The sequence below is a fragment of the Kribbella sp. NPDC006257 genome (assembly GCF_040613535.1).
Lineage (GTDB): Bacteria > Actinomycetota > Actinomycetes > Propionibacteriales > Kribbellaceae > Kribbella.
In genome coordinates, this window is record NZ_JBEXSJ010000042.1 from 35,504 (window position 1) to 55,138 (window position 19,635).

The 19,635-nt window shown below is 67.8% G+C and carries 19 protein-coding genes; 7 read left to right on the plus strand and 12 right to left on the minus strand.

The features are described 5' to 3' along the window. Positions 1-984 precede the first annotated feature (984 nt). Entirely contained in the window at positions 985-1,221 is a 237-nt protein-coding gene (locus tag ABZ004_RS34740; protein ID WP_355685695.1) for a hypothetical protein, read from the minus strand. Here ABZ004_RS34740 and ABZ004_RS34745 point away from each other — a divergent pair. Next, the gene (locus ABZ004_RS34745) at positions 1,211-1,726 is read left to right on the plus strand and encodes a hypothetical protein (protein ID WP_355685697.1); all 516 of its coding nucleotides are present in this window, start codon (positions 1,211-1,213) and stop codon (positions 1,724-1,726) included. The genes ABZ004_RS34740 and ABZ004_RS34745 overlap by 11 nt on opposite strands. Before the next feature lie 39 nt (positions 1,727-1,765). On the opposite strand, the gene trpD is transcribed toward ABZ004_RS34745, so the two are convergent. Genes trpD through ABZ004_RS34760 form a run of 3 tightly spaced genes read right to left on the minus strand, consistent with a single transcriptional unit; the run spans position 1,766 to position 4,217 of the window. Then, positions 1,766-2,827 (minus strand): anthranilate phosphoribosyltransferase, encoded by a 1,062-nt coding sequence (gene trpD / locus ABZ004_RS34750; protein ID WP_355685699.1) that lies wholly within the window; start codon positions 2,825-2,827, stop codon positions 1,766-1,768. 10 nt (positions 2,828-2,837) lie between these two features. Next, entirely contained in the window at positions 2,838-3,254 is a 417-nt protein-coding gene (locus ABZ004_RS34755) for a hypothetical protein (RefSeq protein ID WP_355685701.1), read from the minus strand. 45 nt (positions 3,255-3,299) lie between these two features. Beyond that, complete coding sequence (locus tag ABZ004_RS34760; protein WP_355685703.1) at positions 3,300-4,217, minus strand: cytochrome c oxidase assembly protein; 918 nt, start codon at positions 4,215-4,217, stop codon at positions 3,300-3,302. A gap of 82 nt (positions 4,218-4,299) precedes the next feature. Between ABZ004_RS34760 and ABZ004_RS34765 the strand changes: the two genes are divergently transcribed. Genes ABZ004_RS34765 through ABZ004_RS34780 form a run of 4 tightly spaced genes read left to right on the plus strand, consistent with a single transcriptional unit; the run spans position 4,300 to position 8,571 of the window. Then, entirely contained in the window at positions 4,300-4,962 is a 663-nt protein-coding gene (locus tag ABZ004_RS34765) for a heme-copper oxidase subunit III (RefSeq protein ID WP_355685704.1), read from the plus strand. Beyond that, entirely contained in the window at positions 4,959-5,825 is an 867-nt protein-coding gene (locus ABZ004_RS34770) for a c-type cytochrome (RefSeq protein ID WP_355685706.1), read from the plus strand. Before ABZ004_RS34765 ends, ABZ004_RS34770 begins: the two co-directional genes overlap by 4 nt. Further along, a complete protein-coding gene (locus ABZ004_RS34775; RefSeq protein ID WP_355685707.1) occupies positions 5,822-6,868 on the plus strand; it encodes a Rieske 2Fe-2S domain-containing protein in 1,047 nt (348 codons plus the stop codon). The genes ABZ004_RS34770 and ABZ004_RS34775 overlap by 4 nt, the downstream gene beginning before the upstream one ends. Continuing rightward, the gene (locus ABZ004_RS34780) at positions 6,865-8,571 is read left to right on the plus strand and encodes a cytochrome bc complex cytochrome b subunit (RefSeq protein WP_355685709.1); all 1,707 of its coding nucleotides are present in this window, start codon (positions 6,865-6,867) and stop codon (positions 8,569-8,571) included. Before ABZ004_RS34775 ends, ABZ004_RS34780 begins: the two co-directional genes overlap by 4 nt. Before the next feature lie 53 nt (positions 8,572-8,624). Here the strand turns inward: ABZ004_RS34780 and ABZ004_RS34785 are convergent, their stop codons facing one another. Genes ABZ004_RS34785 through ABZ004_RS34800 form a run of 4 tightly spaced genes read right to left on the minus strand, consistent with a single transcriptional unit; the run spans position 8,625 to position 13,328 of the window. Next, positions 8,625-10,352, minus strand: a complete 1,728-nt coding sequence (locus tag ABZ004_RS34785; protein WP_355685710.1) for an ABC transporter ATP-binding protein — start codon at positions 10,350-10,352, stop codon at positions 8,625-8,627. Beyond that, the gene (locus ABZ004_RS34790; RefSeq protein ID WP_355685711.1) at positions 10,345-12,081 is read right to left on the minus strand and encodes an ABC transporter ATP-binding protein; all 1,737 of its coding nucleotides are present in this window, start codon (positions 12,079-12,081) and stop codon (positions 10,345-10,347) included. The genes ABZ004_RS34785 and ABZ004_RS34790 overlap by 8 nt, the downstream gene beginning before the upstream one ends. A gap of 3 nt (positions 12,082-12,084) precedes the next feature. Continuing rightward, positions 12,085-12,639 (minus strand): maleylpyruvate isomerase family mycothiol-dependent enzyme, encoded by a 555-nt coding sequence (locus ABZ004_RS34795; protein WP_355685712.1) that lies wholly within the window; start codon positions 12,637-12,639, stop codon positions 12,085-12,087. A gap of 11 nt (positions 12,640-12,650) precedes the next feature. Then, complete coding sequence (locus ABZ004_RS34800) at positions 12,651-13,328, minus strand: helix-turn-helix domain-containing protein (protein ID WP_355685714.1); 678 nt, start codon at positions 13,326-13,328, stop codon at positions 12,651-12,653. 49 nt (positions 13,329-13,377) lie between these two features. Between ABZ004_RS34800 and ABZ004_RS34805 the strand changes: the two genes are divergently transcribed. Next, positions 13,378-14,325: an NADP-dependent oxidoreductase gene (locus ABZ004_RS34805; RefSeq protein ID WP_355685715.1), complete on the plus strand. Its 948-nt coding sequence runs from the start codon at positions 13,378-13,380 to the stop codon at positions 14,323-14,325. On the opposite strand, the gene ABZ004_RS34810 is transcribed toward ABZ004_RS34805, so the two are convergent. Further along, positions 14,322-15,278, minus strand: coding sequence for a zinc-binding alcohol dehydrogenase family protein (locus ABZ004_RS34810; RefSeq protein ID WP_355685716.1), 957 nt, complete (start codon positions 15,276-15,278; stop codon positions 14,322-14,324). The genes ABZ004_RS34805 and ABZ004_RS34810 overlap by 4 nt on opposite strands. Positions 15,279-15,359: 81 nt before the next feature. Here ABZ004_RS34810 and ABZ004_RS34815 point away from each other — a divergent pair, with 81 nt between their 5' ends. After that, complete coding sequence (locus ABZ004_RS34815; protein ID WP_355685718.1) at positions 15,360-15,779, plus strand: MarR family transcriptional regulator; 420 nt, start codon at positions 15,360-15,362, stop codon at positions 15,777-15,779. Between the two features lie 274 nt (positions 15,780-16,053). Here ABZ004_RS34815 and ABZ004_RS34820 read toward each other — a convergent pair whose 3' ends face one another. The 3 genes from ABZ004_RS34820 to ctaD all read right to left on the minus strand — a co-directional run bounded on the left by ABZ004_RS34820 (position 16,054) and on the right by ctaD (position 19,610). Then, a complete protein-coding gene (locus tag ABZ004_RS34820) occupies positions 16,054-17,301 on the minus strand; it encodes an Ig-like domain-containing protein (protein WP_355685720.1) in 1,248 nt (415 codons plus the stop codon). A 168-nt stretch (positions 17,302-17,469) separates the two neighbouring features. Next, complete coding sequence (locus ABZ004_RS34825) at positions 17,470-17,865, minus strand: cytochrome c oxidase subunit 4 (RefSeq protein WP_355685722.1); 396 nt, start codon at positions 17,863-17,865, stop codon at positions 17,470-17,472. Beyond that, positions 17,862-19,610 carry a cytochrome c oxidase subunit I gene (ctaD, locus tag ABZ004_RS34830; RefSeq protein WP_355685753.1) on the minus strand — a complete coding sequence of 583 codons (1,749 nt, stop codon included), beginning with the start codon at positions 19,608-19,610 and terminating at the stop codon, positions 17,862-17,864. Before ctaD ends, ABZ004_RS34825 begins: the two co-directional genes overlap by 4 nt. Positions 19,611-19,635 lie beyond the last annotated feature (25 nt).

Consider the following 19,635-nt stretch of genomic DNA (forward strand, 5'->3'; position numbering starts at 1 on the left):
CCCACCCCCACGCCCCACCACCCCGCGCCAATCCCCCACCCCAGACGCGCCCCCCACAGACGACGCCTGGTCCACCGCACCCCCACCCGCAGGCCCCCCATCACCGGGTCCGCTGCCTCCAGCCGCGCCGTCGCCGGGTCTGCCGTCGTCGGGCGCGTTAAGTGCGGGTGCACCGTCGCCGGGTCTGCCGTCGTCGGGTGCGTTGTCGGACGGGGTGTTGTCGGATGCGTTGTCCGGGGATTCGTTGTTCGGGCAGTCGCGGGCACCTGCTCCGCCGCCTCCTCCTCCGCCGCTTCGTGCGCAGCATGAACAGCAGGGGATGCCGGGACAGGCACCTGCTGGTACGCCGGGGCAGGCAGCTGGTGGATCTCACCAGGTGACGGGTCTGCCGGGCTCCGGTGGGCCAGCTCCTGAGCAGCCGTATTCTGCTCAGGCTCCAATTGGTCAGGCACCGATTGGCCAGCCGCGCCCTGGGCAGACGCCACCGGGGCAGGTTCGTCAGGGTCAGCCGACAGGTCAGCCCTACCCCGGACAGCGGGCTGTGGATCAGCCGTACCGTGGGCAGCCGGGGTACGGGCAGGCGCAGGCTGGACCGGTGTCTGCTGGGCAAGGGCCGGGTGGAGCGGTGTCTCCTGGGCAGGGGCAGGCGTGGTCTGCTCAAGGGGCGGAGGGGGCGGGTCGGCCGCAGGATTGGGTGAGGCAGGGGCCTCAGGTGCAGCCGTCGGTTGGTGGGCAGCACGGGCCGGACGGAGCTTGGCAGCAGCAGAGGGGAGCGGCTCATGGTGGGCCGCAGGGGCAGTACGGGCCGGGAGGCCAGCAAGGTGGGCCGCAGGGGCAGTACCGGCCGGGAGCTCAGCAAGGTGGGCAGCCGGGGTACGGGTCCGGAGCTCAGCAAGGTGGACAGCCGGGGTACGGGCCGGGAGGCCAGCAGCGAAGGCCTGGGCAGCAGGAGGTCTCGGCTGGGCAGGTGGGGGGTGATGACGGTTACGGAGTGGTGACTCGGCGGGGGGATTCGACTCGGACGCCTCGGTTGGTGGGGGCGTTGGTGTTGGTGGTGGTGGCGTTGGTGTCGACGGCGCTCAGTGCCAGTTGGATCTGGAGCAAGGCGGAGGCGACCTCCCCGGTCTCGGTGCCGTCGGCGAAGTCGAGTCCGTTGAAGACGATCAATCCTTCGGTGAGCCCGTCGTCGACGCCGCCGCCGGTCGGGAAGGTGATCGGCACGAATCTCGTTGCCGCCAACAACGACACGATGCCGTTGATGAGTTCGGCCTGGGGTGACAACTACGAGCGGACCGGGTTGTACGGCGGTGCCGCGACCTGGCTGACCGTGCATGCGAAGTACGACGGAAAGAGCAGCTGGGGCAACTATGTGTCGTTCGGCCAGCTGTCCAAGGAGGTTCAGTACACGAACACCCCGGCCGGTCTGAAGGCGGCGGCCCAGATGGCCGGCGGGATGGCGCTGACCCGGCTTTATGACGCCACCGCCAAGCCGTACGCCGTGACGCACCGGCCGATCCAGGTCGACGGGCACCCCGGGCACGAGATCACCGCCCGGATCGCGGTGAAGAAGCCGAAGCTGAAGGAGACCTACTCGGTCATCCTGATCGCGGTGATCGATCGCGGCGACGGGACGGCGGCGGTCTCGATCGGCGACATCGCCGGGTCGACCCCGCAGTGGTTGCCGGTCTGGCGGACCAAGGTCTCCCAGATCAAGATCGGCAGCTGAAAGCAAGCTCGCCCACCCAGATGGAGGGTGGGCGAGCTGCTAGCGGACCTCGGTGCAGGCGGCGATCCAGCGATCCAGTAGCGCCTTCGCCGCACCCGAGTCGATCGACTCCACGGCCCGTTCCATACCGGCGCGGATCCGCTCGACCAACGGCCCGGTACTCGCGTCATGCGCAGCCAACGCCGCACCGGCATTCAGCAGTACGACGTCGCGCACGGCCCCGCGCTCACCATCGAGCAACGCCCGCACGACCTTCGCGTTGTACGCCGCATCGCCACCGCGCAAGGCCTCGGCGGGAACCGGCTCGATCCCCAAATCCCGCGGATCCAGTGTCTCGGGTCCTTCGACCACTCCACGCCCGACCGTCCAGACCTGCGACGTCGTCATCGTGGTCAGCTCGTCCAGCCCGTCGTCACCGTGGAAGACCAGAGCGTCGATCCCCCGCCGCGCCAGCACCCCGGCCATCAACCCCGCGATCCGGCTGTCCCCGACCCCGACGGCCTGCGCCGACGGATTACCGGGATTCGCCAACGGTCCCAGGAAATTGAAGGTCGTCGGTACGCCGAGCTCACGCCGCGGTACTGCGGCATGCCGCAAAGCCGGGTGGAACGCGGGCGCGAAGCAGAAGGTGATCCCGGCCAGCTCCCCCACCGCGGCCACCTGCGGCGCGGTCAGGTCCAGCGGAATCCCCAGCTCCTCCAGTACATCGGCCGCACCGCAAGCCGACGAGGCCGCCCGGTTGCCGTGCTTGAGCACCTTCGCGCCGGCGCCGGCGGCAACGATCGCCGACATGGTGGAGATGTTCACGGTGTGGGCCTGGTCACCACCGGTACCGACGACGTCCAGCGTGCGTCCCGGTACGTCGATGCGGGTGGCGAAGTCGCGCATGGTCGCCACGAGCCCTTCGACCTCGACGACGGTCTCGCCCTTGGCGCGCAGCGCGATCACGAATCCGGCCAGCTGCGCCGGGGAGGCGGCGCCGGACAGGATCTGCTCCATCGCCCAGGCGGTCGCCGCGGCATCGAGATCCTCGCGGCGCAGCAACGGGTTGAGCACCTGGGGCCACGTGAACGCACGCGGCCCCGTCGTACCGGCTGTCATGGCCGGCGGATCAGGTCGTCGCGGGGAGCTTGGCGATCCGGGCGCGGAGCAGGTCCGCGGCCGCCTCGGCCAGCTTGATCGGGTCGATCGGGTGCGACACGGCCGCCTCGGCGCGCGACCAGGTCGCCAGCCAGGCGTCCTGCGGGCGGCCGATGATGGCCAGCACCGGCGGGCACTGGAAGATCTCGTCCTTCAGCTGCCGGGCGATCCCCAGCCCACCGGCCGGCACCGCCTCGCCGTCCAGGATCGCCAGGTCGATACCACCGGCGTCCATGGCCTTGATCACGGCCGGCTCGGTCGCGCACTCGAAGTACTCGAGCTCGGGCAGGTCGGCCGCGGGCCGCTTGCCCAACGCCAGCCGGACCGACTCCCGCGTCGTACGGTCGTCGCTGTAGACCAGCACCTTCAGCGGACGCTCTGAGCTCATCGATTCATCCCAAGCTGTGTGTCTGTGACAGTGGACAAGCGAATGCTACCGGGGACCCTGCTCGGCCCTGCGCGCCTGCTCCTCCAACCGGTCCAGCCGGCGGTCCTCCCGCTTGGCTTCGCGCATCGACTGCTTCACCCACTGGACGAACAGGACGGCGAAGAAGACGATCCCGATGATGTCGCCGGAGCCCCAGAGCAGACCGCCCGCGATGTATTGGTCGCGCAGCGGTGACGGCGGCCAGGATCGGCCGAACGATGTGTACCAGTCCTCCGCGATCAGCTTGTTCGCCGACATGATCGTGATGCCGAGGAAGGCGTGGAACGGCAATGTGAGGAACGTCAGCATCAACCGGAACGGATAGATCACCCGCCCGGGCACCGGATCCAGGCCCAGCAGCGGCCAGAAGAACAACGAACCGACAACAATGAAATGGACGTGCAGCAGGTCGTGCAGCGCCGTCGAGCGCAGCGTCGCGTCGTACCAGCCGCTGAAGTAGAGCGCCCAGGGGCTCAGAACGAAGAGCGTGAAGCCGATCAGCGGGAAGCAGAGCACCTTCGCCACCCGCGAATGCAACACGGAGAGCAACCATTTCCGCGGATTCGGCGGAAGGGTGCGCAGGGCAAGCGTCACCGGTGCCCCGAGTGCCATCGCCAACGGCGTCAGCATCGACAGGATCATGTGCTGCGCCATGTGCACGCTGAGCAGCACCGTGTCGTAGGTGCCGAGAGCGGATTGGGTGGCGATCACAGCGCTGCCGAGACCGAGTCCGACGAAGGCGACAGTCCGCCCGACGGGCCATTTGTCACCACGCGCATGCAGGCGACGTACGCCGTACAGGTAGAGGCCGCCGACCACGATGATCACTGCCAGTAACACCGGCTCGAAGGTCCACGCGGTGAGCAGACGCCCAGGCGTGAACGGCGCGATCTGATCGCCTGGTCCGGCGTGAAGGGGAAGCACCTGTCCACAGTAGAAACAGGAAGTCGCCGACATGCATGGGGGTGGGCGTGCTGTCGGATACCTCGACCGACATAATGACGCCGTGGCCACTGCAACCGCGCTCCCAGCGTCCCGTGAACACGGACACCATGACCGTCCCAGCATGGTCAGTGTCGGCACGATCGTCTGGCTCTCGAGCGAACTGATGTTCTTCGCCGCCCTGTTCGCGGCGTACTTCACGATCCGGTCCGTGACGACCGCCGCGGCGGCAGCGGGGACCGAGTCCCTGTGGGAAGCGTCGACCGCGATGCTGAACGTGCCGTTCGCCTCGGTGAACACGTTCATCCTGGTCGCGTCGTCCTTCACCTGCCAGGCGGGCGTCTTCGCCGCCGAGCACGGCAAGGTGGGCCGGACCGGCGCGCTGGCGAACGTCCGCGCCTGGGGCATGCGTGAGTGGTTCATCCTCACCTACCTGATGGGCGCGATCTTCATCGCCGGCCAGGTGACCGAGTACGCCAAGCTGATCCACGAGGGCGTGACGATCTCGTCGTCGCCGTACGGATCGGTCTTCTACCTGACCACCGGGTTCCACGGTCTGCACGTGACCGGCGGTCTCATCGCTTTCGTGTTCGTCCTCGCCAGGACGTACATGGCTCGTAAGTTCACCCACGAACAGGCCGTCTCCGCGATCGTCGTGTCGTACTACTGGCACTTCGTCGATGTGGTCTGGATCGCCCTGTTCGCGACCATCTACCTGCTCAAATGAGTGAGAAGAGACTTTCCTTGTCACCGGCGCGCTTCCTCTCCGCGCGACGACGGCACCGGTCAGCCGGCCTCGTCGTGCTCCTGTTCGGCCTCCTGGCGGTGGGCTCCGCGTACGCCGCGTTCGCCCCTGACAACGCGGTGGCGGACAACTCGGCCCAGTCCCAGCAGATCGAAGAGGGCAAGAAGCTCTTCGCGGTCGGCTGTGCCAGCTGCCACGGCCTGAACGCCGAGGGCGGTGGCAACGGCGAGGGCAAGATGGCCGGCCCGTCCCTGATCGGAGTCGGCGCGGCCGCGGTCGACTTCCAGGTCGGCACCGGCCGGATGCCCGCGATGCAGCCGGGCGCGCAGATCCCGCGCAAGACCCCGGCCCACACGCCGGCCGAGATCGAGGCGCTGGCGGCGTACGTCGCATCGCTGGCTCCCGGCCCCGCCGTACCGGCCGAGGAGTCCTACGACATCAGCAAGGCGACCGACGAGCAGATCACCCGTGGTGGCGAGCTGTTCCGGACCAACTGCACGGCGTGCCACAACTTCGCCGGCCGCGGTGGCGCCCTGCCGAACGGCAAGTACGCGCCGTCGCTGATGAACGTCGACCCCAAGCACATCTACGAGGCGATGCTCACCGGTCCGCAGCAGATGCCGGTCTTCTCCGACCAGGTGCTGCAGCCGGAGGACAAGCGTGACGTGATCGCGTACCTGAACGCGTTGCAGCAGCAGAAGGACCCCGGTGGCTTCGGCCTCGGCCGGCTCGGCCCGGTCTCCGAAGGTCTGTGGGGCTGGCTGGTCGGCATCGGCCTGCTGGTCTGTGTGGCGGTCTGGATCGGCGCCAAGGGCGTCAGGGCCAAGGGAGCGAAGGCAGAATGAGTGACGAGAAGCTTCCGGTCGTGAGCGAGGACCACGGGCATGCCGTGGTCGTCGCGGAGCCGATCCCGGATCCGGGCATCGAGCCGCACGAACCGCGGATCACCGATATCGACCCGCAGGCCGCCGACCGGGTCGAGCGTCAGGTCGCCGGGCTGTTCACGCTGGCCGGCCTGCTCGCGCTCGGCTCCTGCGTGGCGTACTTCGCGATCCCGCGCGACTCGATCCTCCAGTTCGGGCCGCTGTCCGGCAACGCGAACAACCTGGTGATCGGGCTCTGCCTGGGCCTGGCGCTGTTCATGATCGGCGCCGGCGCGATCCAGTGGGCCAAGAAGCTGATGGTCGACACCGAGATCTCCGAGGACCGGCACGACGCCTTCACCTCACCAGAGAAGAAGGCCGAGATCATCGAGGCCTTCCAGCAGGGCACCGAAGAGTCCGGCTTCACCCGGCGCAAGCTGATCCGCCGCTCGCTGATCGGTGCGATGGGCCTGCTCGGGCTGCCGGCCATCGTGCTGCTGCGCGACCTCGGTCCGCTGCCCGGCCGGAGCCTCTACAACACGATCTGGGCGAAGGGCATCCGGGTCGTCAACGACGTCACCCTGCGCCCGATCAAGCCGTCCGACCTGATCGTCGGCCAGCTGGTCAACGCCGCACCGGCCAACCTGGCGCCGATGCAGGAGGAGAGCGCGGTCGAGTACCAGAACGCCAAGGCGAAGGCCTCGGTGATCGTGGTCCGGATCGCCCCGAACGAGATCCGGGTCCCCTCGGGCCGGGAGAACTGGGGCGTCGACGGGATCCTCTGCTACTCCAAGATCTGCACCCACGTCGGCTGCCCGATCTCGCTGTACGAGCAGCAGACCCACCACGTGCTCTGCCCGTGCCACCAGTCGACGTTCGACCTGGCCGACGGAGCCAAGGTCGTGTTCGGCCCTGCCGCCCGGCCGCTGCCTCAGCTACCGTTGGCAGTGGACGCGGAGGGCTACCTGGTCGCGCAGAGCGGCTTCACCGAGCCGGTCGGCCCGAGCTTCTGGGAACGAGGGTGACAACAGTGTCCACGAAGGAATTTCCGCCACCGGTCAAGTGGGCCGATGACCGTCTCGGCATCGGCAAGATCGGGAAGAAGAACCTGCGCAAGGTCTTCCCCGACCACTGGTCCTTCATGCTCGGCGAGATCGCGCTCTACAGCTTCATCATCTTGATCCTCACCGGCATCTTCCTGACCCTGTGGTTCAAGCCGTCGATGGGCGAGGTCGAGTACCAGGGCTCCTACAGCCTGCTCAAGGGCCTGCACATGTCCGAGGCCTACGCCTCGACGCTGGACATCTCCTTCGACGTCCGCGGCGGTCTGCTGATGCGGCAGATCCACCACTGGGCGGCCGTGCTGTTCGTCGCCTCGATGATGGTCCACCTGCTGCGCATCTTCTTCACCGGTGCGTTCCGCAAGCCGCGTGAGCTGAACTGGGTGATCGGCTTTGGGATGCTGTTCCTCGGCATCATCGAGGGCTTCATCGGCTACGGCCTCCCCGACGACCTGCTCTCCGGAACCGGTCTGCGGATCACCCAGGGCATGATCCAGGCGTCGCCGGTGATCGGCACGTACCTGAGCTTCTTCATCTTCGGTGGCGAGTTCCCCGGCGACGAGTTCGTCTCCCGGTTCTTCACCATCCACGTGCTGCTGATCCCCGGTCTGATCCTGGCGCTGGTGACCGCACACCTCTTCCTGGTCGTGTACCACAAGCACACGCAGTACCCCGGCCCCGGCCGGACCGAGAAGAACGTCGTCGGCTACCCGCTGATGCCGGTGTACATGGCCAAGGCCGGCGGCTTCTTCTTCGTCGTCTTCGGGGTCACCGCGCTGATGGGTGCAGTGCTGCAGATCAACCCGGTCTGGCTCTACGGTCCTTACAACCCGGCTGAGGTCACGGCGGGCTCCCAGCCCGACTGGTACATGGGCTGGCTGGAGGGCTCTGTGCGCCTGATGCCGGGGTTCGAGTCCCATTTCTGGGGCGTCACGCTCAGCTGGAACCTGCTGATACCGGCGCTGATCATCCCGCCGGCGTTCGTCACCCTGGTGGCCCTGTATCCGTTCATCGAGCAGTGGATCACCGGCGACAAGCGGGAACACCACCTGCTGGACCGGCCGCGCAACATGCCGACCCGGACCGGTATCGGTGCCGCCTTCATCACCTTCTACGGTCTGCTGTGGATCGGTGGCGGTAACGACCTGATCGCGACCCACTTCGACGTCTCGCTGAACCACGTCACCTGGTTCCTGCGGTTCGCCGTCTTCCTCGGGCCGGTGTTCGCCTTCTGGGCCACCCGGCGGATCGCGATCTCGCTGCAGCGCTCCGACAACGACCGGATCCTGCACGGCCTGGAGTCCGGCATCATCGTCCGGACGCCCGAGGGTGAGTACTACGAGAAGCACACCCCGATCTCGACCTACGAGGCGTACGAGCTCACCGCTCGCGACCGGATCCTTCCGCTGGACATCGGCCCGGAGACGGACGACAACGGCGTACGGGCTCCCAAGCGGGCACTGAACAAGGTGCGCGCGCGGCTGTCCAAGTTCTACTTCGCCGACTCGGTGCAGAAGCCGACCGCCGGAGAGATCGAGGACGCGCACAGCCACGGTCACGGGCACGACGACCACGAGGAGCTCGGCGCCTCGCACACGGCCGAGAGCATCACCGGCACCGTCGAGCAGTCCGACGAGACCGCGGCCCAAGAGGTCACCAAGCACTGACCTAGGCAGCAGAAGACCCCGGCTGGATTCCAGCCGGGGTCTTTTTTGCCGTACTACGCGGATCCGCCGTGCCAGGAGCGCCAGAGCTTGCCGTAGGCGCCGGCCGCCTCGACCAGCTCGGCGTGGGTGCCCAGTTCGGCGAGCTTGCCCGACTCCATGACCGCGATCCGGTCGGCGTCGTGGGCAGTCTGGAGGCGGTGGGCGATCGCGATCACCGTGCGTCCCCGGAGTACCGCTGCCAAGGACTGCTCTGTGCGGCGAGCCGTTCTCGGGTCCAGTTGGGCGGTGGCTTCGTCGAGGATCACGGTGTGGGGGTCGGCGAGGACTACCCGGGCCAGTGAAAGTTGCTGCGCGGTAGCACCGTCCACGACGGTGGTGCCGCCGATCTCGGTGTCCAGGTCGGACAGGTGGGTGGCACCGACGGCCTCCAGAGCGGCGGACATCTCCTCGTCGGTGGCGTCCGGCCGGGCGATCCGCAGGTTGTAGCGCACGGTGTCATGGAAGACGTGGTGGTCCTGGGTGATGAGTACGACGTGCTCGCGGAGCTGGTCCGGCGACAGGTCGGCCACCGGCGTACCGCCGATCGTCACCGAGCCGGTGTGCGGACGGTCCAGGCCGGCCAGGAGACGGGCGAGAGTTGATTTCCCTGCCCCGGAGGTGCCGACGATGGCCAGGCGTTCGCCGGGCCGGACGGAGAGATTGATGCCGTGCAGTACGTCGCGGGTACCCGTGTAGCTGTAGTGCGCATTGCTCACCTGGATCCGATCACCCTCCGGGGCGCCTCCGGGGGCGAGCTCGCCGGCGATGTCAGCCAGCCCTTCGACGCGGGCGTAAGAGGCTGCGGCGCCTTGCAGCTGTTCGATCCAGAGCATCAGGGTGTCGAGTGGTCCGACGAGTTGACGGAGGTAGACCGTTGCCGTGACCACGGTCCCCAGGCTGGTCAGGTCGTTGGCATAGAGCCCGCCGCCGATCAGCAGCACACCGACCACCGGCAGCGCCAGCGAGACTTCTGCCCAGGGGAACAGCACCGTCCGCAGCCACAGCGCATCCAGGCGCGCGGACCGGGCCTGCGTGATCGCGCCCTCCACCGCCTCGGTCCGGCGGTTCTCCAGGGCGAGCAGCTCGATCGTGCGGGCACCCTTGGCGTTGCCGGCGACCACCTCGGCCAGTTCAGCTCCAGAGGCGGCGGCCGCCAGATAGACCGGTCTGGCGCGCCGCAGGTACCACCGCACGGCCGCGCCGACACCGACCAGGCACACGAGTCCGCAGAGCCCGAGCAGCGGCGACAGGACCAGCACAGCGACGATCAGGAACAGCGCATGGATGATCGCTACCAGTACCTCGGGCACCGCCGACCGCAGGGTCGAAGCGACCAGTGCGGCATCAGTACTCCCCCGGGAGATCAGATCGCCGGCCGGAAGCTGGTCGGCCACTCGCGGCGGCAGCGCCAAGGTCCGCAGCAGGAACCTCTCTCTGACGCGCGCCGCAGTACGTTCGCCGAACCGATAGCCGATCTTCAACGCCCACCAGGTCAGCACCGTCTGCACGATCGCGAACACCAACGCGGACAAGGCCAGCCGATCCACGGCGCCGACGCCACCCGACCCGTCCTGGATCGTGTCGATGATCCGCCCCAGCAACCATGGACCGATCAGACCTGCCGCGGAGGCGAGCCCGTTGACCAGCACCAGCCCGATCACGGCCCGGCGATCCGCCCGCAGGTCGCGTCGCACCGCAGTACGAACTTCTGCCGGCCCCGCAACCGGCAGCTGCCTACTCATCGGCATCGTCCTGGGCCCGCGACACCAAGGCGCGATAGTGGGCATCGCGCTGCAGCAGCTCCGCGTGCCTTCCCACCGACGATGCCCGACCGTCGACCAGGACGATGACCTCGTCCGCCTGATCCAGGACAAGTGGCGACGACGTCGTGACGACCGTGGTCAGGTCGCGCCGGGCTGCGCGGAGCCGCTCGATGATCGCTGCTTCGGTGGTGGCATCGACCGCAGAGGTCGGGTCGACGGCAAGCAGTACGTCGGGCGCGGAGTACACGGCCCGGGCAAGCTGGATCCGCTGGCGCTGCCCGCCGGAGAGATCAGCCCCACCGGCGGCGATCACCGTATCCAGACCAGCAGGCAACGCCTCCACGACGTCCTCGGCGACCGCCACCCGGATCGCCGACCGGAGCCGATCGTCGTCGGCCTCGAGCCGTCCCGCGACAACCTCCCGCACCGCGCCGGCGAAGACCTCCGCGTGGTTGTCCGCGAGAACCAGCCGCTGCCGGAACTCCTCCCGCGCAACGTCATGAACCCGTACGCCGGCCCACGTCACCCCCGGGCCGGAATCGGAACTCACGTGCCCGAGCCGCTCGATCACCGCTGCGGCCTGCGTCCCTGTCAGCGCAGTCAGTACTCCGGGACGGATGATGACGCCGGACTCAGGGTCGGCCAACGGCCCACAGCCGGCCGGAAGCGCCTCCGTACCCTGGTGGGGTGATACGGGCAGGTTGAGCAGATCGATGATTCGCTGACCCGCAACCCGGGCCCGGGCGATGTCGCCACTGCCCTCGATGAAGAACGTCACCGGAACGACCAGCACGGCGACGTACCCGTAGACGGCGACCAGATCACCGATGCTGATCCCGCCGGCGGCAGCCATCCGGGCCGACAACCACACCACCGCGGCCAGGAAGAGCGCGGGCAGGCCGCCACCCAACGCGCCCACCCAACTCGACGGCCCCGCGATCCGGTAACCGCGCCCCACCAGTCCCTGTGACTCCTGCGCGTAGCGGGACGCCACGAACGCCTTCCCCCCGAGCCCGTTGAGCACCCGCAGCCCGGCCAGCACATCGACCAGACGCGTCGTCAGCAGCCCTTGGTGCGCCCGGTAGTCACCACTGGTTCGCTCAATGCGCTGCAAGAACGGACCAACAGCGACAGCAAGCAGCGGTACGCCGGCCAGGACCACCGCGGCCAGCAACGGCGAGATGGTGAACAGCACGACCGCGATCACGGCGTACGCCACCACTGCCCCGACGCCGGGCCCGGTGACAGTCAACGCCTGAGCAACGGTCTGGGCGTCAGCGATGCCGACGGTCACCACCTCCCCCGCGCCGACGCGACGAGTCAGGGAAGCACCCAGACGGGAGGTGTGCCACACCGTCGCCCTGACGGTACGAAACGATGCGTCCATCCGGATCTTGGTCATCGTGCGATGTCTGCTGATCCCCAGCAGTGCGTTCAGCACGATGATCGCCAGCAGCAGAAGGGCCCATCGCACGAGAGCCGCGGTATCGCCCGCGACAAGGCCCTTGTCCACGGCCCTGGACAGCACCCACGGCGGTACAGCCAGGCCGACCGTCCAGCAGGTGCCGAGCAACGCCCCCATCATGACGCGTCGTGACTGTGACCGAGTGAGCCACACCAGAAAGCGCAGGGAACTGGTCAGATCGCGCGGCTCCGGCGGAGCCCAGCTCTCACTCGTCCGGTCCAGCCACCGGCGGATCTCAACCATCCGTCAAGCCCGCCGCCCGAACGCGTCCAACAGACGCGTTTGGAGCGTAGTCGTCGGTGGGAGATCCGAACTCGGACCGCTCCCGTAGCCACCGATCGACCGCATGTCGTCGAGGTGTGGCTCGACCATTGCCCACAAGGCTTCCGCGACCACGGGGTTGAGCGTGCGATCGAGGTCCGCGCCGACGGCGAGATCCCAGGCATGGATGACCAGCTCGCCCAACCGGAAGCGGACGAAGGTCTGATAGGAGATGTCCCGGCTCGGGTGATGCAAGGAGCGAGTCTGGTCCGCCGCGGCGAAGGCGGTGAGTTGCTCCGCGCCAGACGTGACCACTGCCGCGAGTGCGTCATCACCCAGGTGGTCCGCATCCAGGTCTGCGACGGCGTCAGCGGCACAGGCACCTGCCAGTAGGCGTACGGCGAAGATGTTGCCGGCGACAACATGGTCGACGACCTCTCGGACCGTGATGTCGCAGGGGGTGTCGTTGTTCCAGGAGTTCGGCGGTAGGGCAGCCACGGTTCGTTCGAAGTCGGCGGTGGCTGTCTTGAGGGTGTCCACGGGGTCGGAGACTACTCGGGTGAGAGGGCCTCGACTTCCGCCAGCGACAGGGGCAGGCGGACCGGGGGTGGGAGACGGGTTGGGGTCGGGGGTGGCTGGAAGGATTGGAGGACGAGGGCGGCGAAGCGGCGGGCTGCCGCTACTCGGAGCTGCGGGGATTCGGCGCGGATCCCCTCGTTCGCCATCAGGACCAGACTCACGTCCTCCAGGCGGAGGTCTTCGCGCAGGGCGCCGGTTGCCTTCGCGCGGCGGATCAGCTCCAGGACCAGGCCGAGCGTCTGCGCGCGGTCGGCCTCGAAGCCTGCTACCTGCGGGAGCCTCGAGGTGAACGCCCGGGCGAAGCCGCGATCGAGGGCATGTACCGTCATCAGCTCCTCGATCACCTGGCTGAAGCCCTGCCAGGGATCGTCGGCGGACAATCCCGCGGCCACGATCGCGCGACACGATGCCATCTGCTCGGCAAGGGCTTCGCTCAGCAACGCCTCTTTGGTCGGGAAGTGCCGGTAGACGGTCGCCACGCCGATCTCCGCCCGCCGGGCGATCTCGCGGATCGGCACCTCCAGCCCGTCGGCGGCGAACGCGGACCGGGCAACCGCGAGGATGCGCTCCCGGTTGTCCCGCGCGTCCGACCGAAGTTTCGCAGGATCACGAGCGTCCGACCGGTCTGTCGCTCTCACTTCAGTGTTCACCACTCTCACTTTAGCTAACCGGACGGGGTGTTCCGTTACGTTCGGCCGCATGAGAGCGATCCAGTTCACCGAATACGGTCAGCCGTCCGTCGTCCACCTCACCGACACCCCGGTGCCCCGTCCGGGACCGGGCGAGATCCGCATCGCGGTCAAAGCATCCGGGGTCGCACCCGGCGAGGTCGCGATCCGTTCCGGCAAGCTGCGCGACGTCGTCCCCGTCACTTTCCCGTTCCGGACCGGCTTCGACGCCGCCGGTGTCGTGGACGAGCTCGGCACCGGCGTCACCGGGGTGCAGCTCGGCGACGAGATCTTCGGGATGGCCTCGATGACCACGCGCGCCACCAACGCGGACCACGCAGTACTGGCCCACTGGGCGCCAAAACCTGCTGCCTGGAGCTGGTCAGAGGCAGGCGGCGCCGCCGGCAGCGTCGAGACCGCGACCCGGGTCCTCGACCGGCTCGAGGTCGGCGCCGGACAGACCGTCCTCATCCAAGGCGCCTCCGGTGCGGTGGGCACTGTGGCAATACAGCTCGCCGCCGCGCGAGGCGCCCGGGTGATCGGTACTGCGAGCGCAGGCAACCACGATCTCGTGCGTTCACTCGGTGCCGAGCCCACGACGTACGGCGAGGGCCTGATCGACCGGGTCCGCGCCCTCGGCCCGGTGCACGCGGTGTTCGACTGCGCCGGCGGAGCACTCCCCGACCTCATCGCACTCACCGGCGACGCAGCCCGCGTGGTGACGATCGCGCCCGACTTCACCGCGGCGGCTCTCGGCGTCCACATGTCACACAGTGCGCCGGCCGACGACACCGGCGAAGCACTGGGCACCTCCGCCGACCCGCTGGCCGTCCACGGTCTCGCCCTCGCCGTCGAACTCGCCAACGAGGGCCGCCTGAGAATCCCGGTCGCCGCCACCTTCCCACTCCCCCAGGCCGCCGCCGCCCACGAACTCAGCGAAACCCGCCACACCGGCGGCAAAATCGTCCTGGTCAACTAGGGAACCAGTACGACGCGTTGCCCAGGCTTGGTGGACCTGGCCCAGGCCGTCTCGACCTCGGACAGCGGGACGGCGAGCGGGTCGACGGTCAGGGTTCCGGCGGCCAGGAGAGCGATCAGGGACGGCAGTTCGGCGACGATGCCTGCTGCGCTGACGGAGCCCTGGCCGCTGCCGATCAGCTGGAGGTTGGCGGCCCGTAGTACGAACGACGGAAGGTTGATCTCCAGGCCGGCCATCGAGCCGATCTGGATCCAGGTGAGTTGCTTGCTTCGATCCGTACGACGGGTCGCCAGCGCCGGGATGGCCAGTTCGGTCGGCTTCCCCCAGGTGTAGTCGATCACCACGTCGACGTCGGCCGCGGCCTCGCCCAGCCGGCCGGCCGCCTCTGCCGGGTCACCCGCCTGGGAGACGACCGCGGTGGCGCCCAAGTCGGTCAGCAGCTCGAGCCGCTCGGGGTCGCGACCGGCCGCGACGATACTCGCGGCACCCAGGTGCCGGGCGATCTGGACGGCGAGCTGCCCCGCATTGCCGGTCGCGCCGAGAACGAGAACGCTCTGCCCCGGCGCAAAGCTGATCCGCCGCCGGAGCGCCACCCAGGACGACATCGCCGGGTTCATCGCGGCGGCGATCAGCACCGGATCCACCCCGGCGGGAACCTCGACGGAACGCCGGGGATCGACGACCGCCACCGAGGCCATCGTTCCCAGATCGTCGTCATCGGCCACGAAGTACAGGGTTCGCCCCTCAGGCAACCGACCCACCCCATCGACGCCCGGGATCATCGGCAGCTGCTGATCACTCGTGTAATGCGAGCCGTTCGCACCCGACCGGACCCGCGGATGCAGCCCCGCAGCGAGCATTTCGACCTGCACCTGCCCCTCGGCCGGCTGCGGCGCGGCGAACTCTTCGTAACGCGGCGGGTGATCGAACGAGCGAACCACGGCGGCCTTCATGCGGACTTCCCCTCAGAGATTTAGTACGTGACACAAACCAAATTAGTTTGTAATACGTACCATGTCAACTAGGCTGAGGCCATGGAGGATCTCGGGATCGTGGACAGCCTGGCTCAGCTCTCGTTCCTGGTGATAGGCGAGCTCGGCCAGATCGCGGGCGAGAACGGGCTGTCGCTGATCCAGCTCCGCCTGCTCGGCGTACTGCGGGATCGCACCCCCGGCATGCGTGAGCTGGCCACGCACCTGGGCCTCGACAAGTCGAGCATGACCGGCCTGGTCGATCGGGCCGAGAAGCGCGGGCTCCTACGACGAGACCCGTCACCGCACGACGGCCGCGCAGTACAGGTCTCCCTCACCGATGAAGGTCACCAACTCGCCCGTGTTCTCTCAGCGGACGCGGATCGTCGCATCAAAGCCCTCACCGAAGTCCTCACCGATGCCCAGCGGGCACAGCTCTCCCGACTCGCGAGCACACTGCTGACCGGAGCGACCAGAATCTAGAAACTGTCCCTGCCGTCGTCGCATACCGGCCGTCGGAGAGGACGGCGACCAGGGAGCCCACCCCGGAAGGGCCCTCAAGGCGGGCGACAGCGCGTCCGGCGGTCTCGTACGCATCGAGAGCCGACTGGTAGTCCTGCTTCGCCTCAGCGTCCAGCTGACGCCCGGCGAGCGCCTCGTCCAGCCTGCTCAGCTCCTCACCGAACTGGGTGACCGGAAGCTGCCAGAAAGCAGTAGCCCCGCTGGTCAGGAACCAGCGGGGCTACGGGAGGCTAGATCAGGCGAGGGCTGAGCCTGCCTTGTAGGAGGCGTAGGACTGGTTCCAGTCGGTCCAGCCGTTGCCGGTTTCCATGTGGCGCGCGGTGCCGGTCACGATGATGGGGTCGCCGCGCAGCGTCTGGCCGAAGTACCACTGGGCGTCCTTGAGGCTCATGCCGACGCAGCCGTGGCTGACGTTGGCGCTGCCCTGGCTGCCCGACGACCACGGGGCGCCATGCACGAACTCACCCGAGCTGGTGACGCGCTGAGCCCACTGGACGTTGCTGATGTTGTAGTAGTTCGGGTCGCCCGGCTTGATGCCGATCGTCGCCGCGTCCATCCGCTTGGTGCGGAACTTCTCCATGATGACCTTGACGCCGGACCGGGTGGTGAACCCGTCCTTGCCCGCGGTGATCGGGATCGTCCGGGCCAGCTTGCCGCCGATCATCACCGTCATCGTGTGCGTCTTGACGTTGACGTTCGCGACCACCGACCTGCCGATGGTGAACTCGATCTTGCGGCTCGACGCGCCCCAGATGTTGCCGCCGGCGTTCACGCCCTGGGTGTTGATGTCGACCGTGACCTTGGTACCGGCCGGCCAGTAGTTCTTCGGCCGGTAGTTCACCTGCTTGCTGTTCATCCAGTGCCAGGTGCCCTCGACCGGGACCGACGTCGTCACCTTGAGCTGCTTCTCGACCGCGGCCTTGTCGGTCACCGCGTGGTTCCAGAAGATCTGGATCGGCATCGCGACGCCGACCGTCTCGCCGTCGAGCGGTGCGACCGACGCCTTCAGGCTGGTGCCGGCGGACAGCGTCGAGAAGGTCGAGCTGATCGGGACGGTCTTGCCGTCGGTGCCCTGCGCCGTCCCGGACAGCGTGTACTTCGCGCCCGGCTTGAGGCCGCCGGCCGAGGTCCACTGCGACTTCTCGGTGTTGAACGTGCCGGCGACCTTGTCACCGTCGTCGTCCTTCAGCGTGACATCCTGCAGGGTGCCGGCCGTGGTGGCCACCGTGACAGGCTTGTCCGGCCGTACGGCGGAAGCGCCCTTCGCCGGGACGATCTGGACGTTCGCGGCCGCCGGGTCCTGGGCCGGGTTGCTGTTGTCGTCACCAGGAGTAGTCGAAGCGCCGGGCGTGGAGTTGCTCTGCGAACCACCCGCCGGCGGCGAGTCGGCCGATTTGGTGTCACTGCAAGCGGTGCCGACCAGCAGCATCGCGCATATCCCCGCCACGGCCAGGCCGTGTTTCCGCACCGTACTGCTGAACACTCTGAACTCCCCTGTGAACGAATTTCCCGCCGGGTAAGGCTACCTTGCCCAGCGGGGCTACCCACGCACTGCACGTCACCAGCACGGCGAGGCCCCCACGGCCCGCTGTACTGGTGACGATGTGCAGTGCGTTTTGGTTCGGTTGTTTACGAGATTGCCAGCACCTTCTCAGTGTGCGTGGTCGCCCCGGTAGTACTCGAAGATGAACCCGGACAGGGTGACGATCCCGAGGCCGCAGCCGACGATGAACAGCCACCAGCCGAACACGACGCCGAGTACGACGATCGCCAGCGTGCCGGCGCAGTACAGCGGCCACCACGAGTACGGCGGGAAGAAGCCGAGCTCGCCGGCGCCTTCCACGATCTCGGCTTCCTTGCGGTCCTCCGGCCGGGCGTCCATCCGGCGCCCGGTCACGCTGAGGTAGAACGCGACCAGCAGGGAGAGGAAGAACGTCATCACCAGGGCGGTGGTGCCGGTCGGATCCTCCGACATGAGCCAGTAGATCGGCGTGACGATGAGCACGAACACCGTCAGGATGCCGAAGACCCAGGCCTCAGCCTTCATGCCTTGTCCTCCCCGTCCACGCCGGTACCGGCGGCGATGTTGCGCTCCAGGTTGTCCATCCGCCCCTGGTCCTCACCCGCGTCGAGCAGGTTGTCCCGGGGAGCACCGGAATCGCCGTACTCCGCCATGGCGATCTCCGGGTGGTGCAGGTCGAACGCCGGGCTCTCGGACCGGATCCGCGGCAGCGACACGAAGTTGTGCCGCGGCGGCGGCGAGCTGGTCGCCCACTCCAGCGAGCGGCCCCAACCCCACGGGTCGTCGACGCCGACCAGCGGCGACTTGCGCGACTTGTAGACGTTGTAGAAGAACGGCAGCATCGACAGGCCGAGGATGAAGGCACCGACGCTGGAGACCTCGTTCAGCGTGGTGAAGCCCTCGTTCGCGCCGTACGAGGCGTAGCGCCGCGGCATGCCTTCGACGCCCAGCCAGTGCTGCACCAGGAACGTCGTGTGGAAGCCGATGAACAGCAGCCAGAAGTGCAGCTTGCCGAGCTTCTCATCGAGCATCCGGCCGGTCATCTTGGGCCACCAGAAGTAGAAGCCCGCGAACATCGCGAACACCACCGTGCCGAACACGACGTAGTGGAAGTGCGCGACCACGAAGTACGTGTCGGACAGCTGGTAGTCCAGTGCCGGCGAGGCCAGGATGACGCCGGTCAACCCGCCGAACAGGAAGGTCGTCAGGAAGCCGATCGACCACAGCATCGGGGTGTCGAAGGAGACCGATCCGCCCCACATGGTGCCGATCCAGTTGAAGAACTTCACCCCGGTCGGGACCGCGATCAGGAACGTCATGAAGGAGAAGAACGGCAGGTTCACCGCCCCGGTGACAAACATGTGGTGCGCCCACACCGCCACCGAGAGGACCGCGATCCACAGCGTCGCGCCGACCAGGCCGATGTAGCCGAAGACCGGCTTGCGGCTGAACACCGGCAGGATCTCGGTGATGATGCCGAAGAACGGCAGCGCGATGATGTAGACCTCGGGATGCCCGAAGAACCAGAACAGGTGCTGCCACAGCAGTGGACCACCGTTGGCCGCGTCGAAGACGTGCGCCCCCAGGGCTCGATCCGCCTCCAGCATCAGCAGCGCGCCGGCCAGGATCGGGAACGCGATCAGCACCAGGATCGACGTCACCAGGATGTTCCAGGTGAAGATCGGCATCCGGAACATCGTCATCCCGGGAGCACGCATGGTGATCACGGTGGTGACGAAGTTGACCGCACCGAGGATGGTGCCCAGACCGGCCATCCACAGACCCATGATCCACAGGTCACCGCCGATGCCCGGCGAACGGACTGCGTTCGACAGCGGGGCGTAGGCGAACCAGCCGAAGTCGGCCGCGCCGCCCGGGGTGAAGAACCCGGAGATCGTGATCAGGCCGCCGAACAGGAACAGCCAGAAGCTGAACATGTTGAGCCGCGGGAACGCGACGTCGGGGGCGCCGATCTGGACCGGCATGATCACGTTCGCGAAGCCGACGAACAGCGGCGTCGCGAACAGCAGCAACATGATCGTGCCGTGCATGGTGAAGAGCTGGTTGTAGACCTCTTCGTTCACGATCTGCAGACCCGGCTTGGCCAGTTCGGCGCGGATCAGCAGCGCCATCACGCCGCCGATCAGGAAGAAGATGAACGAGGTGATCAGGTACAGGTGCCCGATCAGCTTGTGGTCCGTGGTGGTCAGCCACTTGACCGCGATCTGGCCCTTGCTACGCCGCCTCGGCAGCGCCGCGGTCGCCGCGATACCGCCCGTGCGCTCGGCGAAGTCG